The sequence below is a fragment of the Pseudoalteromonas sp. ESRF-bin5 genome, from assembly GCF_002632075.1.
In the GTDB taxonomy this organism is placed as follows: Bacteria; Pseudomonadota; Gammaproteobacteria; order Enterobacterales; family Alteromonadaceae; genus Pseudoalteromonas; species Pseudoalteromonas marina.
This window is the reverse complement of sequence record NZ_NTLW01000079.1, coordinates 1-17,443: the sequence shown is the minus strand read 5'-3', so window position 1 is coordinate 17,443 and position 17,443 is coordinate 1. Positions and strand designations below refer to the sequence as shown.

Genomic DNA, 17,443 nt, shown 5'->3' with positions numbered 1-17,443 from the left:
AGCGGTAATATGAATGCTAAATTCGCCATCGGGGTTAATTTAAGGTTATAGTAGTAGTTGTAACATCAAATCAAAATTCTGTCAGTAGCATATACGGTGACTATGAAAAATAACCATCTTAAAAATCCAATATCGGCATCACAAAAGAAACGACTTTTACGGTTATTATTAGCTGCTGGCTGTTTTGTATTGCTTAGTTGGGTAGGTGTAAATAGTAGCTTTCAAAGCCATCAGTTATTATATGATAGCGCCGACAACACAGCACAAAGCTTAACTCAATTTATGGCTTTAAACGTTAAAACACCACTGATAGAAAAAAACAAACCTCAGTTAAACACTATTTGTAACGACATAGCTAAAGACGAATTTGTACTGTCGGCTACCATTTATGATCATCAGGGGATTTTAGTCGCCAGCAGTGATAATTGGCAGTCACACCATATTTTAGGTCAACTTCCAGAATCGACTCCAGGAATAAGTAAACTTAAAACACCATTTGTTGAACCCGTTGTAAGCGATGATGATCGCCCTCTAGGGTTTGTTTCGGTAACCTATTTAACACGAGCTGCTATTTCAGATAGCCACAGCCATTTTCATGATTTGGGTCGTCAGGTTTTATTAATGCTAGTTATTGCATGTATTTTTACATGGCAATTGGGCCGTGGCTTAAAGCGTTGGCAAGTAAACCGCTATATACGAAAAACCTCAGAGCAAGAGTCGTAGAGCATTTTAGCTAGCACCTCTTTATCGCTACTTTGTTTTAAACTACACAGAGCGTTGAACACATTAGGGATATGAAGCGGCGTATTAATCTCACCTTGATGACCATTTAGTGGCATTGAGGGCGAATCGGTTTCGAGCACTAAGTGCTGAGGTTCAATTTGAGTAATTACATTACGAGTTTTAGCTGCGCGCTCGTAAGTTATAACCCCACCCACGCCTAATTTAAAACCCTGTTTAATATAATACTGTGCTTGCTGTAGTGAGCCAGAAAACGCATGTATCACTCCACCATATTTTGGCTTACAGCGTTTAAAAGATTGCGAAATTAAATCATGACTTTGCCGATGATGGACAATAAGCGGCAAATTTAGCTCATTAGCAATCGTTATTTGCTGCTCAAACAAACTCGTTTGTTTTGCAAGGTCTTCGATACTTCTATCAAGCCCACACTCACCTATAGCTATTAAATGATGCTTATTTGCAACCCCGAACTCAAAAAGTGCTTCTATGTGCGATTCTTTATGTTGATCTAAAAAATATGGATGTAACCCTGCAGCTATTTTTATACTTGGAAAAGTAGCTTTGAGTTTGATAAGAGTATGCGATTGGGCGAGCGTAATACCCGGTACAACAAACTGATTGACTCCCTTTGCTATACACTCGTTTATGAGCGATTCACGAATTGAATCAAACTCGCTAAAGTCGAGATGGCAATGAGAGTCAATAAATTGCACGGTTACTCAATCATCAATTTATTAAGGGTTTAAGCGTGTAACTTGCCAGCTGTTATCTGCTTGGCGCTGGTACATAAAACGGTCATGTAAGCGGTGTGCACCACCCTGCCAAAACTCAATTTTAGCAGGCACAACACAGTAACCGCCCCAAAAATCAGGCAGTGGAATTTCACCTTTAGCAAACTTGCTTTTCATATTAGCAAAGGTTTCCATAAGTACTTTTCGCGACGACACTGGCCTACTTTGTTGCGACGCCCATGCTGCTAATTGGCTTTCTTTAGGACGCGATAAAAAGTATTTTGCCACGGCTGATGTAGGTAATGGTTTTGCCTCGCCGTATACAATCACTTGGCGCTCCATATGGTGCCACGGAAAGTGCAGCGATATTTTGTTATTGCCTTTTAGCTCTTGCGCTTTGCGTGAGCCGGTATTAGTAAAAAATACAAACCCGTTATCATCTAAATGTTTTAACAATACAATACGCTGTGAAGGTTGCCCGGTTTCATCAACCGTAGCGACCACCATGGCCGTTGGGTCTGGGATATTACTGCCCACAGCATGCTCAAGCCACGTTTCAAATTGTTTGAATGGATCATCTTGCAAGTTATCTTCGCTTAGCGCGTCTTGCAGGTATTCACGGCGGATGTCTTCGAGTTTCATAAACAAATCCTTCTCTGTTTATTAAAGCGTATGTGGGTAAGTTAAGGTCAGGCAATCAATAGTAATCAGTAATAAGAACAATTTTATATTTTGGGTTAGTGCTTGGTTAATGTTGGGTTTCGTTTCACTCAACCCAACCTACGGTCAAACCTACCATCTGCAAGTGTAGAAGTGCTAGCAAGGCGGTAAAACTATTTATGCCAAGGAGCATACGGTTTGTATGTGACTTAGGATAAATAGTTTTACCAACGCAGCTAAAGCGAACTACACGCAGCAGAAGGTTCACCTAAGTAGTTTAGCCTAAGACAAGGCATTCACCCCTACTTATCCCTATGAGCATACGATTTGTATGTGATTAGGGTAAGTCGGGGTGGATAACGCAGTATTAGGTTAAAATACGACGGTGATTACATTTGCTCCATGACTTCAATGCCTAACAAATCCAATCCTGTTTTTAGCGTATCTGCCACTAAATTACACAACACTAAACGGCTGTCACGTACGCTTGGCTCTACGCCTTCTTTGAGTACTGGGCAGGCTTCGTAGAACGTCATGTATAGGCTAGCAAGCTCGTACAAGTACCCACATAATACGTGTGGAGTAGCCTCTGAGATCATTAAATCAAGCACTTCTTCAAGCTGCAGTAGTTTAAGCGCGAGTGCTTTTTCTTGCGGCTCGGCTATGGCTACATCAGCATTTAGCGTAGCGGCATCGACACCTGATTTACGGAAAATACTGCGTACACGGGTATAAGCATATTGTAAGTAAGGTGCTGTCGCGCCTTCAAAGCTTAACATGCTGTCCCAGTTGAATATGTAATCGCTGGTACGATGTTTAGAAAGATCAGCATATTTAACGGCGCCAATACCTACTTTACGGGCAATTTCGCTACGTTCATGATCCGATAAATCAGATTCACGCTCAGCTAGTTTTGTTGCTGCACGGCTAATTGACTCTTCAAGCAAGTCGGCAAGCTTAACAGTACCACCAGTACGGGTTTTAAATGGTTTACCATCGGCGCCCATCATGGTGCCAAACGGGCAAAACTCGTAGCTTGTTTCATCGCGTAAAAGGCCAGCTTTTCGTGCTGTAAGCTCTACTTGATTGAAGTGCAGGCTTTGGCGCGCATCAACAAATATTAAAATACGCTCAGCACCCAATTTATTTGAGCGGTAATCACACGCGGCTAAATCGGTGGTTGCATACAAAAAGCCGCCGCCAGATTTTTGCACAATAAACGCCGATGGCTCACCGTCTTTATTTGCAAGCTCATCTAAAAATACTACTTGTGCACCTTGCGACTCTACAGCTATGTTTTTATCTTTTAATAGGCTAATAATGTCGTTAAGCTCACTATTATAAGCACTTTCAGCCATAATATCAGCTTGAGTAAGCGTTACGTTTAGACGTTTGTAAACTTCTTCAGAGTGTTTAACAGAGGTCGCTATAAATAGCTTCCATAGCTTTTCACAGTGCGCGTCGCCGCCTTGTAGTTTAACAACGTAATCACGGGCTTTATCGGCAAAGCCTTCTTCATCGTCAAAACGTTTTTTAGCATCGCGGTAAAACGTTTCTAAATCAGCAAGCGCTACCGACTCTAAGTCTACGCCTTGGCTAATTTGATCTTCTAAATGCGCAATTAGCATACCAAATTGTGTGCCCCAATCGCCCATGTGGTTTTGACGAATGACTTTATCGCCTCTAAATTCAAGCGCACGTACAATGGCATCACCAATAATGGTTGAACGTAAATGGCCTACGTGCATTTCTTTTGCAAGGTTAGGTGATGAGTAATCTACAACAACAGTTTGCGGATTTGCGTGCTCGTTTACAGCCAGTTTTGTATCGCTGTTTGCTGCTTTTACACTGTTGGCTAAAAACTCAGGCTTTAAATGAATATTAATAAAACCTGGGCCGGCAATTTCTGTTTTTTCAGCAATGTCGGTTACATCTAGGTTATCAATAATTTTTTGCGCAAGCTCACGTGGGTTGCTTTTCATTTTTTTAGCGGCGCCCATTGCACCATTAATTTGGTAGTCACCAAATTGTGGGCGTGTGCTTTGTGTAACCGCTGGGTTTGTGTCTTCTGGTAGGCCTGCTGCGGTCATGGCGGCAATGGCTTTTTCCACTAAAATGGTACGAATGTTCATTATATTATTTACCTTTGTAAGCCCGCCATAGCAGGCTTTCAGTTTACTTTAGTCAGTCGATTCTAGTTTTCGCGAGTATGGTTAAAGGTTACTTCTGGGTAACGCTCTGTCGATAAATTAAGGTTTACACGGCTCGGTGCTATGTAAGTTAGGTTATCGCCACCATCAAGTGCTAAGTTGCTTTCGCACTTACGTTTAAACTCTTCAAACTTTTTAACGTCAGTTGAGCTTACCCAACGTGCTGTATTTACGTTTACGCCTTCGTAAATTGCATCTACGTTGTACTCAGCTTTTAAGCGCGCTACAACTACGTCAAACTGAAGTACACCTACCGCGCCTACAATTAAGTCGTTATTAATGAGCGGTCTAAATACTTGTACTGCACCTTCTTCAGAAAGCTGTACTAAACCTTTTAATAGCTGCTTTTGTTTAAGCGGATCGCGCAAACGAATACGACGAAATAGCTCAGGCGCAAAGTTTGGAATACCGCTAAATTTAAGCTTTTCGCCTTGTGTAAAGGTATCACCAATTTGAATAGTACCGTGGTTATGTAAACCAATAATATCGCCCGCGAATGCATCTGCTGCACGCTCGCGATCGCCCGCCATAAAGGTTACTGCATCTGAAATACTCACCTGTTTACCAAGGCGTACATGATTCATCTTCATGCCTTGACTGTATTTACCCGACACAATACGCATAAAGGCAATACGGTCACGGTGTTTTGGATCCATGTTAGCCTGTATTTTAAATACAAAACCAGTAAAGTTCTCTTCCGTTGCGATTACTTGGCGGTCTTCTGTTTCACGCGGTAGCGGCGTTGGCGCCCACTGTGTTAAACCATCAAGTACATGGTCTACACCAAAGTTACCAAGGGCGGTACCAAAGTACACTGGCGAAAGCTCACCCGCTAAAAATAGTTCAAGGTCAAACTCGTTTGAAGCACCTATAACAAGCTCTAGCTCTTCACGTAGTTGCTCAGCGAGTTCTTCACCAATGGCGGTATCTAGCTCTGGGTTATCAAGGCCTTTAACAGTGCGAACTTCCTGAATTGTATGACCTTGGCCTGTTTTGTATAAAACCGCTTCGTCATTATGAATGTGATAAACACCTTTAAACTCTTTACCACAACCAATTGGCCAAGTAATAGGCGCACAGGCAATATTTAGCTCTGTTTCTACTTCATCAAGCAGCTCCATTGGGTCACGAATATCACGGTCACACTTATTCATGAAGGTCACAATAGGCGTGGTACGTAGGCGCGTAACTTCCATTAGCTTACGGGTACGTTCTTCTACACCTTTTGCGGCATCAATAACCATTAAACACGAATCTACTGCGGTAAGAGTACGGTACGTATCTTCTGAGAAGTCTTCGTGTCCAGGGGTATCAAGTAAATTAACCAGCGCATTGTTATACGGAAACTGCATTACAGAGGTAGTAACCGATATACCACGCTCTTTTTCCATTTCCATCCAGTCAGACTTTGCATGCTGATTAGAGCCACGGCCTTTTACCGTTCCGGCTTTTTGAATCGCTTGTCCGAACAAAAGTACTTTTTCGGTGATGGTGGTTTTACCTGCATCCGGGTGAGATATAATTGCAAAAGTACGTCGTTTATTTATTTCGCTAAGGAGATTTTGGTCTGCCATTAAAAAGTTCTTATAGTTTGAATACGGATAATATCACCATAAAGTGTGCAGACGTTTAAAGGCTAAAACTGCTAAACCCCGAAACCTCAACACACCAAAACCAAGAGTAAATTAGCTCCTAGTTTGCGATCCGTTATGTTAATCGTAATTAAAGACTATTTTCGCTGATCTTGACCCTTTAAACAATCAATGGTTAGTTATTAACTGATCTTTTTTATCAATATTTAAACTCAGGCCGTTTAGTTTGTAATTTGACTCAAGCAAAATAAAAACTTTTACTTAATTAAGTAATTAAAACCTACGCATAAAGGGGAAGTTACCTCTAACTAAAGTTTATATTTTAGCGATGAGTTAAGCGCAGGCTTGTTTAATAAACTTGTAACGCATACTATAAAAAGATTGCGTCAAGGATATTAGTTAGTTAATGAAAACCAGTAAGTTAAGCATTAGATTATTATGGTATATAACCCCGCTTGTTATATTGCCCCTGCTATTTTTAGGTGGGTTTACGTTAACTAATGTAACTAACTCTACGCAAAAACAAGCCGATCTAATCATGAGCCGCTTTGTTGAGCAGCAACAACAAAAAGCGTTTAACTACATAGACTCATTCCACTCTACCACTAAGCTACTTTCTCGCTCTCCGGTACTTAACGACTTTTTGGCCAATGACGCACTTTTAGACGGAAATTATACGCGCAGGCTTGGCGCTCTAATGGATGTATTTGCCAGTTACAGCGAAGCCTACCCTGACATTATTAGTATAAATCTAGTGTCGGCTAGTGGTAAAAGTGACGCCTATCATTCAAATAATTTAACCATAGCGCCTAAAAACTACCCCTTTTTTAATCAGGTTATACAAAGCAATTTGAGCCAACAGCAGTTTATGGTTCAAAAACCCGACGGCACAACCAGCCTGTATTTTGTGCAACGAATAGACAGCGTGGGTTATTACCTAAAACGTCCACAACAACTGGGGTTTATTGTTGTAAATGTTGAGCCTTCAATTTTAAATACCAGTATTTTAGAAGCGCCTTATAACAATACGCTCAATTTATTGTTGACCAAAGACGGTAAAATACTATTTAGCTCTAATTATAATTTACGAGGCCAGTACATTAGCGAATATGAACTTAATAAGGTTCGCGATTTGGCCGACATAGGCTCACTTTCTACCATTGAGTTATCGAGCATTGATAAAATCGAACGTATGATTTTTGCCGTACAAATGAGCGGCGGCTATTATTACGTATCAACAATTCCCAAAGCGGTACTTCATCAGTCGGGCAAAGCCATTAGCTTAATTACGGGTCTGATTGTTATTATTTCAGTGATCTCGTTACCTATCTTGATATTTGTTGTTGTACGTAACCTATTGTTAAATCCAATAGAGCTATTAGGTGCAGCCAGTCACCGAGTAGGTGACGGTGACTTAGCAGTAAGCTTACCCGCTCATACCGATGACGAAGTAGGCATACTGTTTAACGACTTTAACCACATGGTTAATCAAATTAGGCACTATCAACAACAACTCGAAGAATACAAACATCACCTAGAAGACAAGGTGGAAAGCCGAACTCAAGCGCTTGAGTCTATGAATAGCCAACTTGAACTCGCTATTACTCAAGCAGAGCAAGCTAACCAACTTAAAAGTCGTTTTTTAGCAAACATGAGTCATGAAATACGAACCCCTCTCACCGCTATTATGGGCTTTACAGAGCAGTTGCTACATAACGATAAAATAGTAAACGACAAACAACATTTAAGTACTATTTTACGAAACTCAAAGCACTTACTTGAACTCATTAACAATATTTTGGATTTATCTAAAATTGAAGCTGAAAAATTAGCTGTAGAGCAAGCCTCTGTGAACGTTGTGCAGTTAATCCATGATATTGAGTCAATCATAACGCCACTGGCGCAAGAAAAGCGTTTAGAACTTAATATTATTTTTGACTTACCAATACCGCAAACTATATACACTGATGTAACACGCTTAAAACAAATTTTAATTAATGTGGCCAACAACGCCGTTAAATTTACAGAGCAAGGGCATGTCTCTATTTGTGTGCATTATCATGCTAAAAGCAACCTCATTGAGTTTGTAATAACCGACACCGGTATTGGTATGTCTGAGCATCAAATTTCTCGTGTATTTAAACCGTTTGAACAAGCAGATGCGACAACTACACGTCGCTTTGGTGGTACTGGGTTAGGATTATGTATATCCAAAAATCTGGCAAATTTATTGGGTGGCGACATAAAACTAGAAAGCGAAGTGGGCGAAGGAAGTGAATTTTCAATTAGTGCTGCTTGCCACTTAAAAGGCAAAACACCCGAGCTTGAGCTGCTTGTCGATCATGCACAATTAACCCCTGAAAAAGACCCTCTATTATCATTTGCGACTAACAGCTTTGACGCAAATATTTTGGTTGCTGAAGATAACCCAGATAATCAGCTACTAATTAAGTTGCTGTTGCAAACTTGGGGGCTTGAGCCTGACATAGCTAATAATGGTGCACAAGCCGTAGAAATGGCGCTAGTAAACGACTATCAACTCATTATTATGGATATGCAAATGCCCGTCATGGGTGGGCTTGAAGCCACCAAAATGCTACGACATGCTGCTTACGACGGTCCCATTATTGCACTTACCGCAAACGTAATGAATCACGATATTGGTACCTATATAGAAGCTGGCTGCGACAAAGCGCTTGGAAAACCAATAGATAAAGATGCCCTCGAAAACGTACTTGTTAGCTACTTGCACCTTGAAAAGGATAATCAAAATAAGTGGGATGACTTGTTAAAAAGTGAAAAGTTTCAACAGATATCTGATAATTACTTAGCAAACTTACCCAGTTATTTGGAACAAATAAAAACATTTCACCATGCACAAGATTGGGAAAGCCTAAAAGCAGTTGCGCATAGTGTTAAAGGCAGCGCAGGATGTTTTAACTTTGATGCCATTTACAAAAGCGCTGGCAACCTTGAAGAAAACCTAAAAAGTAACGATAAATCACAAAGAGATGAAATTATAAACTCAGTAATAGTGGCAATACAGCAGGCTATTAACTCAAAATAAAACAGTTGGCTGCCTGCAACTAAAAAGAATTACATAAACCCTAAGCTTAATGCCATACCCATTAAAATAGCATCTTCAAAACCGTTTTTAGTTGCATCATCACTTGGGTAATAATTCTTTCGTACCGACATCTCTATAAACCCAGCTTGCTCATAAAGTTTAATTGCACGCGTATTTGACTCTCGAACTTCTAAAAATAAATTTTCGGCATTTTGCTGTTCACCGTGCTCTATAAATTTACTCAATAGCTGCTTAGCAATCCCCTTACCTTGGTGCTCAGGCTTCACGCATATATCCATAAGCGTAAAATCGGGCCCTGCTTTTTCACCAATGTAAAAACCAACGAGTATGCCACTATCAAAAGCCGCTAAATTAAAATAACGCCCACCAATACATGAACTCATCGTTTTTAAAGTCCAAGGATGACTATGACACGCGTTTTCAATAGCTATAAGCGCTTCTACGGCATCATTATTTACAGGTTTAAAGTTTATCAAGGTGTTCACTTATTAAAGCCCACAAAGCACGTTTATCGGTTGCATTTAGTTGTGGGGATGGCAATTCAAGCTGATCACCCGTTAATTGCATGTGCTTGCTTTTCACCACGCTATTTATAGCTACAGGCACTGCTGCACGATTAATATCTGCAAGTAATTGGCTAGAAAGCTCAAGGGATTCAAATGAAGCAGGCGTTAATTCTTTTTCAACATTATTTCTAAGGGGTTCAGTATTTACTGGTCGAAAGTGAGTATTTAATTCGAGATTTTCAATATCAAAAACAGCTGCGTACCGTGAATGCATAACGACTCGATGAAATGAGGAAGTAAGATAATATAAGAATTAATAAATACGATGTAAAGAAGAAATGGCAGGGGCGGAGAGATTCGAACTCCCAACCGTCGGTTTTGGAGACCGCTGTTCTACCAATTGGAACTACGCCCCTGCAATGACGACGAATTATAGAGAAGTTTCGCTAAAGGTAAAGAGAAAAATCACACATTTAGTTTAACTGCTTTTTAAATAAACAAAACGGCGAATTAGCATGCTAATTCGCCGTTTTTTATCACTTTAATTTACATAACTAAATGCAGGGTAAATTATTCCCACTCAATAGTTGCCGGTGGCTTACCAGAAATATCGTAAACAACGCGTGAAATACCATCAATTTCGTTAATAATACGGTTAGAAACCACACCCAAAAACTCATACGGTAAATGTGACCAACGCGCAGTCATAAAGTCGATAGTTTCAACACAGCGCAGTGACACAACCCAATCGTATTTACGTGCATCACCCATAACTCCTACCGATTTAACCGGTAAGAACACAGTAAACGCTTGGCTTACTTTATGATAAAGCTCGGCTTTGTGTAGCTCTTCAATGAAAATAGCATCTGCACGGCGAAGTAAATCACAATACTCTTTTTTAATTTCACCAAGTACACGTACACCTAAACCAGGACCAGGGAATGGGTGGCGGTAAAGCATGTCGTACGGTAAACCTAGCTCTAAACCAATTTTACGTACTTCATCTTTAAATAACTCACGAAGTGGCTCAACTAGACCCATTTTCATGTCATCTGGTAATCCGCCCACATTGTGGTGAGATTTGATAACGTGTGCTTTACCTGTAGCAGATGCTGCTGACTCAATAACGTCTGGGTAAATGGTACCTTGACCTAACCATTTAGCATTCTTAAGTTTTTTAGCTTGCTCATCAAATACATTAATGAAAGTATGGCCAATAGCTTTACGCTTATCTTCTGGATCTGACTTACCGGCAAGGTCAGCTAAAAATTGATCTTCAGCATCAACCTTAACAATGTTTAAACCAAACTTGTTGCCAAACATGTCCATTACTTGCTGACCTTCGTTTAAACGAAGTAAACCGTTATCAACAAATACACATGTTAATCTATCACCAATGGCACGATGAATAAGCATAGCTACAACCGATGAATCAACACCGCCTGATAAGCCTAAGATAACTTCGTCGTCGCCAACGGTTTCTTTAATGCGCTCAATGGCATCATCAATAATTTTTGCTGGAGTCCACAGTTTTTCACAACCACAAATATCAATAGCAAAGCGCTCTAATAAACGTTGCCCTTGATGAGTGTGCGTTACTTCTGGGTGAAACTGTACGCCGTAAAAACGTTTTTCTTCGTTAGACATAGCAGCATGCGGACACGTTGGTGTTTTAGCTGTAGTGCTAAAGCTTCCTGGTACTTCCATTACTTTATCGCCGTGGCTCATCCATACGTCTAAAACGCCATTGCCGCCATCGGTAATATGATCTTCAATTGCATCAAACAATGCACAGTTGCCTACCTTTTCAACTTGCGCATAACCAAACTCTTTTTTATCAGAGCTGTGAACACTACCACCAAGCTGAGTAGCCATTGTTTGCATGCCATAACAAATGCCTAATACAGGAACGCCTGCATTAAACACATACTCAGGAGCGCGCGGGCTGTTTTCAAGTGTGGTTGACTCTGGGCCACCAGAAAGAATAATACCTTGTGGGTTAAATTCGCGAATTTGCTCTTCAGTCACATCCCATGCCCACAGCTCACAGTAAACACCAATTTCGCGTATACGGCGAGCAATTAGCTGAGTGTATTGTGAACCAAAGTCTAAAATGAGAATTCGTGAATCGTGAATATCTTTGCTCATGGAGTATCTCGTAAAGTAGATGCTAAATTCCACTAATTTGCTTAGTGGCTATTAAAGAGGGCTGGTAAAGCCAGCCCCGTAATTTCAAGTCGTTGTTTAACCTAAGCGGTAATTTGGTGCTTCTTTGGTAATTTGCACATCATGAACATGCGACTCACCCATACCTGCAGATGTAACACGCACAAACTGAGGCTTAGTGTTTAGCTCTTCAATTGTTGCACAACCCGTTAAGCCCATTGCGCTGCGAAGGCCACCTACCTGCTGGTGAATAATAGTCGCTATTGGCCCTTTATACGCTACGCGACCTTCAATACCTTCAGGTACTAACTTGTCAGCTTCGTTTGATTTTTGGAAGTAGCGATCTGATGAACCTTCTTTTTGGTCCATCGCGCCTAAGCTGCCCATACCACGGTATGATTTGTAGTAACGCCCTTGGTATAGTTCTACTTCGCCAGGCGCTTCTTCGGTGCCTGCGAGCATTGAGCCCACCATTACACACGATGCACCCGCAACAAGCGCTTTCACAATGTCGCCTGAAAAACGAATACCACCATCGGCAATCACTGGAATGTCGCGGCCTTTTAAGCCATCAACTGCATCTGAAATAGCCGTGATTTGTGGAACACCACAACCGGTAACAATACGGGTTGTACAAATAGAACCAGGGCCGATCCCTACTTTTACTGCATCAACACCGGCATCAGCTAGCGCTATTGCTCCCTCAGCAGTTGCAACGTTACCCGCTACAATTTGAAGATCTGGATAAGCCTGACGAGTTGCAGATACGCGGTCAATTACACCTTGAGAGTGGCCATGAGAAGTATCGATAAGTAATACATCAACACCCGCTTCAACTAATGCAGCAATACGCTCATCAGTACCCGCACCAACGCCTACCGCAGCACCTACACGTAAACGACCTAACTCGTCTTTACATGCATGTGGTTTATCTTGCGCTTTTTGATAATCTTTTACGGTGATCATGCCTTTAAGTTTAAACGCATCATCAACAACTAAAATCTTCTCAATGCGGTGTTCGTGCATTAAACCTAAAATTTCTTCGCGAGCTGCGCCTTCCTTAACGGTAACTAGCTTTTCTTTTTTAGTCATAACAGTCGAAATTGGCTGTTCAAGTTTTGTCTCAAAACGCATATCGCGGCTTGTAACAATACCTACTAAAGTGTTTTCTGGGTCGGTAACTGGAAAGCCTGAGAACCCTTTTTCTTCAGCAAGGTCCATAGCATCTGCAATTGTTAAATCAGCAGTCACTGTTACCGGGTAAGACACAATACCCGCTTCGTAGGTTTTAACTTTACGTACGTTTTTCGCTTGTTCTTCAATAGTCATGTTTTTATGAATAAAACCAAGACCACCTTCTTGCGCAAGGGCAATAGCTAAACGAGCTTCTGTAACAGTATCCATAGATGCTGAAATAAGCGGCAAGTTAAGTTTGATACCACGCGTTAAGCGAGTTGAAATATTTGCCGTGTGTGGCAAAACAGTAGAATGACCTGGTACTAAAAGTACGTCATCAAAGGTAAGAGCTTCTTTAGCAATTCTAAGCATTTTGGCAACTTCTCACATGTGGATCTAAGATAAGGAATTGCGGCCAAATTTTAACAGCGTTATAGGCATTCGTAAATAATATTTCGCAAATATTTATGATAAACTTCCCTTATAACTTGCCTCATAAATAGTTTTAGGTTGTTTTTTATGCTTTCAAAGCCTTCGCAAACGGTTTATACCGTCTCGCGCCTTAATAGAGAGATCAGAACAGTACTAGAGCAAGGCTTTGCTTCATTAGTGCTTACCGGTGAAATTTCTAATTTTATTGCGCCAGCTTCTGGGCATTGGTATTTTTCGTTAAAAGATGACAAAGCACAAATTAAAGCGGCTATGTGGCGAGGTAATAACCGAAGCCAAAGTTACCGCCCAGAAAACGGCGCACAAGTAACAGTAAAAGCACGCGTATCACTTTATGAGCCCCGCGGCGATTACCAGCTAATTGTTGAACATATGGAACCGGCAGGCGAAGGCCAACTCAAGCAAGAGTTTGATGCGCTAAAAATGCGTCTTGCTGCTGAAGGACTGTTTAGCTCTGCATACAAAAAACCACTGCCGCAAAATATAAACCGTATTGGTGTAATAACCTCTGCAACGGGCGCAGCTATAAAAGATATATTAACCGTACTTAAACGCCGGGCACCGCAATTAGAAGTCATTATTTACCCAGCTATGGTGCAAGGTAAAGAAGCCCACATACATTTGATTAACCAAATAGAGTTAGCCAATGCACGCAACGAAGTAGACATACTTATTTTAGGGCGCGGCGGTGGTTCACTTGAAGATATGTGGTGTTTTAACCACGAACAACTCGCCCGCGCTATTCATAACAGTGATTTACCTATTATAAGTGCCGTAGGCCATGAAATAGACACCACAATCAGTGATTATGTTGCCGATATACGGGCCCCTACCCCCTCTGCGGCGGCTGAGCTTGTCAGTCCTAACACGCAAGAGTTGCATAGCAAAGTAACCCAGCTTATTAACCGCTTAAATAATGCATTTAAACATAGTATTGCAGATAAGCGTGCACTCGCAACCCAATTGCAACATCGTTTAAATCTATGCCACCCGCGCAATCAGCTAAATCAAAAAGCGCAGCGATTAGATGAGTTAAGTATTGCCTTACAACAAGCTATGCAAAGCCGGTTGTACCAACAAGAGCGCACGCTTAATAATTTAACGCCACGTTTAATGCGTCAATCTCCCGACAAAAAGCTAGCGCAAGCTTCTCATCAGCTGTCGCAGTTACAAGCAAGATTAAACCAAGCTATACAACAACAATTACAACAAGCCAATAATAGCCTGGCATTACAAGCAAGTAAGCTAGATTCGGTAAGCCCGCTTAATGTTTTAGCACGCGGTTATAGCATCACTAAAACACAACAAGGGAAGGTGGTTAAATCTGTGGGTCAAATTAAAACCGGTGATGTTTTAGTTACAGAGCTGGTCGATGGCTCTGTAAAGTCAACAGCGCTTTAAAGCTCTGTTGCCATTAGTAACGTTAGTTCGGTGTCGCTTGAAGTAGAGGTTGTTCTTTTAAATTGCAACCAAAGCTTTTGCTTCATTAACTTATCGTTTAGCTCTCGCCATTGGGTATGATCGAATGAATCGTTATCCGTTGGCGCTGCAAGTTTAAATTTACAAACCGATGTTTTACATTCTGCGCTGACAATATCAGGTATCGATGCTAAATCTGCGGTAAGTAAAAAATCCTGTAATGCGGTTTCAGTTTGATAAGCCCACTCTTCATCACGTTGTTGTTCATCAAACTGTGCCTGTAAAGCGGCTTGCACATCATTTGGAGCTCGCAACTGCTTGACCAAACTTTCCATTACCGACTTTTGCTGAGCTAATTGCAGCTTAAGCTGTGTAACTTGCTCTTCTAGGGGAAGCTCATCAAGGAGTTGTGGATCTGGTTTAGGGGAAATATCTTTTTGCTCTAAGCGAGCACTTTGCTCAGGAGCAGCTGGTACAACAAGCTCTGCTGTTGCTTCACTTATTTTAGCTGGCTGAACAAGAGGGGTCTGCTGCTTTGTATCAGCATGCTGTACCTTTGCGGGAGTTGAGTCACTTGAAGCCAAACTAAAATATCCCCAAGTTAAACCCACACCAGCAATAAACCCAATTCCAAGGATTAAAACGTTATTTTTGTTCATATTAATTCCTTTTAAGTTTTACTCTTTATTCTATGTCACAGCATAGCGCTGGTATGCGATTCGTTTTCTGGCTCTGGTGTAGCTAAAAAGTTTTGGTTCATACTTTGCGCAGGACACGGGCATTCAGGCCTGCCAATAATTTTGGCCGGTACGCCAACGGCCGTTGTATGAGGTGGCACAGCAGTTAATACCACCGACCCTGCACCAATACGTGCGCCCTCACCCACTTCAATATTACCCAGCACTTTTGCACCTGCGCCAATTAACACACCCGCTCTGATTTTAGGATGACGATCGCCCTGCTCATTACCTGTACCGCCAAGCGTAACCGATTGCAGTATTGATACGTTATCTTCAATGACTGCCGTTTCACCAATAACAATACCCGTTGCGTGGTCAAACATTATGCCTTTACCAACCTGACACGCAGGGTGAATATCTACGCCAAACACCTCTGAGGTACGGCTTTGAATAAAACGCGCCAGTTCTTTACGGTTTTGTTGCCATAGGCAATTAGCTAAACGGTGAGCCTGAATAGCATGAAACCCCTTTAAATTTAAAATAACAGTCAGGTAGGTTTCTGCGGCAGGGTCTCTATCTTTTACAGCTTTAATGTCTTCTGCGACAAAAGACAGCATGCGATCGCATTTTACAAATGATTGATCGAATAATTCACGAATAGTAAATGCAGATACAACAGCATCGGCCAACTTGTTAGCAACAATAAAGCTTAACGCCGAACCTAAACACTCATGGTTCAAAATACATGAATAAACATGACTTGCTAAAAGTGGTTCGCGAGTGACGACTTCATTTGCTTCACTTCGAAGCTGTTGCCAAATTTCATGACGCATAATACTGAACTGCCTTAAATTGATATAAAAAGAGCCTTTTGCTAAGTCTAACGGATTTAAAGCTCAAGGTGTTAACGCCTTAGTTATTTGTTCTGGTTATTAGGTATAACAAAGCACATTTAACAACTAAGTATTTAAAATTTAGTCAACCACGGTTAAATCGGCTGCACATACTAAATTTTTACCCGCAGTTTTTGCTTTGTATAATAAGTCATCGGCTTCTTTAACCATATTTTGTATTTTATAACTGTTACAAGGAATAACACTTGCCAGCCCAACACTAACAGTAAGTGTTTTACTTGGTAATGACAGCTCATTACAAATATTAAGCTGCTTTAGCTGCTCCACAATAGCATTAATAATTATTGTAGCTTGCTCTGAGTTTGTGTTGCCATAAACAAGTACAAACTCCTCTCCGCCAAAACGTGCGCAAATATCACTGGGTCTTTTTGTATATTGCTTAAGGACTGCCGCAACTTGTTTTAAACACTCATCACCTTGTTGATGGCCATAAGTGTCGTTAAGTAGCTTAAAGTCATCTAAATCAATTAATGCCAATGAAAGAGGCATGTTTAAACGCTTGCACCTATTCCATTCTTGCTCTAAAAAGCTATCAAAATAACCACGATTAAATATATCAGTTAGCCCATCAATATTGGCCAGTTTCTGGACTTCTTCTTCAGCGAGCTTTCGCTCTGTAATATTTTGATGCGTAATTACATAATAAAAATCAGTACTGTACTTAAATGGTACTACACGCATCATAAACCAGCGTTTTTCATCATCACTATGGCATGGGTATTCTAAGTAAAACGCTTCTTGCTCTGCATTAATAACAGCATTAATTCCCTTCAATGCCCTTTCGCCTATTTCGTCACCGTTGTCTGCGGCTTTTTTACAGGTAAATAAATAATTTTCTTTTTCCCAAGCACCGCATGAGCAGTCATTTTCTTCACTGAATCGCCCCGTGTTTGCCAGAGACTCAATAACTTGAGAAACTGGAACTATGAAAAAATCAAATCGCTATACATCAGAATTTCGTGAACGTGCAATTAGGCTTGTTACCACACAACAGCATGAATACCCTTCTCTTTGGGCTGCGCTAGTATCGATTTCAGATAAACTGGGATGTACCCCAGAAACACTTAGAGCATGGGTCAAGAAATCTCAAGCTCAACCGTCTAAACC

The 17,443-nt window shown here is 41.0% G+C and carries 15 protein-coding genes and 1 tRNA gene; 4 read left to right on the top strand and 12 right to left on the bottom strand.

The window, feature by feature from the left end:
- The first annotated feature begins 102 nt into the window (after positions 1–102).
- Positions 103–723: an AhpA/YtjB family protein gene (locus BCG07_RS03660; protein ID WP_039036500.1), complete on the top strand. Its 621-nt coding sequence runs from the start codon at positions 103–105 to the stop codon at positions 721–723.
- On the opposite strand, the gene BCG07_RS03655 is transcribed toward BCG07_RS03660, so the two are convergent.
- The 4 genes from BCG07_RS03655 to prfC form a co-directional block, all read right to left on the bottom strand.
- Positions 690–1,457 carry a TatD family hydrolase gene (locus tag BCG07_RS03655; RefSeq protein WP_243532833.1) on the bottom strand — a complete coding sequence of 256 codons (768 nt, stop codon included), beginning with the start codon at positions 1,455–1,457 and terminating at the stop codon, positions 690–692. The two genes, BCG07_RS03660 and BCG07_RS03655, sit on opposite strands and share 34 nt — an antisense overlap.
- Before the next feature lie 21 nt (positions 1,458–1,478).
- Positions 1,479–2,117: a pyridoxamine 5'-phosphate oxidase gene (gene pdxH / locus BCG07_RS03650; RefSeq protein WP_008130371.1), complete on the bottom strand. Its 639-nt coding sequence runs from the start codon at positions 2,115–2,117 to the stop codon at positions 1,479–1,481.
- Between the two features lie 407 nt (positions 2,118–2,524).
- Positions 2,525–4,267, bottom strand: a complete 1,743-nt coding sequence (gene argS, locus BCG07_RS03645) for an arginine--tRNA ligase (protein WP_243532831.1) — start codon at positions 4,265–4,267, stop codon at positions 2,525–2,527.
- A 62-nt stretch (positions 4,268–4,329) separates the two neighbouring features.
- Positions 4,330–5,919, bottom strand: coding sequence for a peptide chain release factor 3 (gene prfC, locus BCG07_RS03640; RefSeq protein ID WP_248518530.1), 1,590 nt, complete (start codon positions 5,917–5,919; stop codon positions 4,330–4,332).
- A 424-nt stretch (positions 5,920–6,343) separates the two neighbouring features.
- Here prfC and BCG07_RS03635 point away from each other — a divergent pair, with 424 nt between their 5' ends.
- Complete coding sequence (locus BCG07_RS03635) at positions 6,344–9,004, top strand: hybrid sensor histidine kinase/response regulator (protein WP_138741297.1); 2,661 nt, start codon at positions 6,344–6,346, stop codon at positions 9,002–9,004.
- A 29-nt stretch (positions 9,005–9,033) separates the two neighbouring features.
- Here the strand turns inward: BCG07_RS03635 and rimI are convergent, their stop codons facing one another.
- The 5 genes from rimI to guaB all read right to left on the bottom strand — a co-directional run bounded on the left by rimI (position 9,034) and on the right by guaB (position 13,245).
- Complete coding sequence (rimI, locus tag BCG07_RS03630) at positions 9,034–9,501, bottom strand: ribosomal protein S18-alanine N-acetyltransferase (protein ID WP_203987320.1); 468 nt, start codon at positions 9,499–9,501, stop codon at positions 9,034–9,036.
- Positions 9,488–9,805, bottom strand: a complete 318-nt coding sequence (locus tag BCG07_RS03625) for a hypothetical protein (RefSeq protein WP_203984556.1) — start codon at positions 9,803–9,805, stop codon at positions 9,488–9,490. The genes rimI and BCG07_RS03625 overlap by 14 nt, the downstream gene beginning before the upstream one ends.
- Before the next feature lie 65 nt (positions 9,806–9,870).
- Positions 9,871–9,947, bottom strand: a tRNA-Trp gene (locus tag BCG07_RS03620).
- A 154-nt stretch (positions 9,948–10,101) separates the two neighbouring features.
- Positions 10,102–11,679, bottom strand: a complete 1,578-nt coding sequence (guaA, locus tag BCG07_RS03615; protein ID WP_138741226.1) for a glutamine-hydrolyzing GMP synthase — start codon at positions 11,677–11,679, stop codon at positions 10,102–10,104.
- Between the two features lie 96 nt (positions 11,680–11,775).
- Complete coding sequence (guaB, locus tag BCG07_RS03610; RefSeq protein ID WP_008130378.1) at positions 11,776–13,245, bottom strand: IMP dehydrogenase; 1,470 nt, start codon at positions 13,243–13,245, stop codon at positions 11,776–11,778.
- 147 nt (positions 13,246–13,392) lie between these two features.
- On the opposite strand from guaB, the gene xseA reads away from it, so the two are divergent.
- Positions 13,393–14,724 (top strand): exodeoxyribonuclease VII large subunit, encoded by a 1,332-nt coding sequence (gene xseA, locus BCG07_RS03605; RefSeq protein ID WP_286888710.1) that lies wholly within the window; start codon positions 13,393–13,395, stop codon positions 14,722–14,724.
- Here xseA and BCG07_RS03600 read toward each other — a convergent pair.
- From BCG07_RS03600 to BCG07_RS03590, 3 genes are all read right to left on the bottom strand, one after another.
- A complete protein-coding gene (locus tag BCG07_RS03600; protein WP_138741224.1) occupies positions 14,721–15,401 on the bottom strand; it encodes a hypothetical protein in 681 nt (226 codons plus the stop codon). The genes xseA and BCG07_RS03600 overlap by 4 nt on opposite strands.
- A gap of 35 nt (positions 15,402–15,436) precedes the next feature.
- On the bottom strand, positions 15,437–16,255 hold the full coding sequence (gene cysE / locus BCG07_RS03595; RefSeq protein ID WP_006791922.1) for a serine O-acetyltransferase: 819 nt from the start codon (positions 16,253–16,255) through the stop codon (positions 15,437–15,439).
- Between the two features lie 141 nt (positions 16,256–16,396).
- A complete protein-coding gene (locus tag BCG07_RS03590) occupies positions 16,397–17,110 on the bottom strand; it encodes a GGDEF domain-containing protein (RefSeq protein ID WP_286888707.1) in 714 nt (237 codons plus the stop codon).
- Positions 17,111–17,261: 151 nt separating this feature from the next.
- On the opposite strand from BCG07_RS03590, the gene BCG07_RS03585 reads away from it, so the two are divergent.
- Positions 17,262–17,443: transposase (locus BCG07_RS03585; RefSeq protein WP_286888705.1), on the top strand; the 182-nt coding region annotated here is incomplete at its 3' end.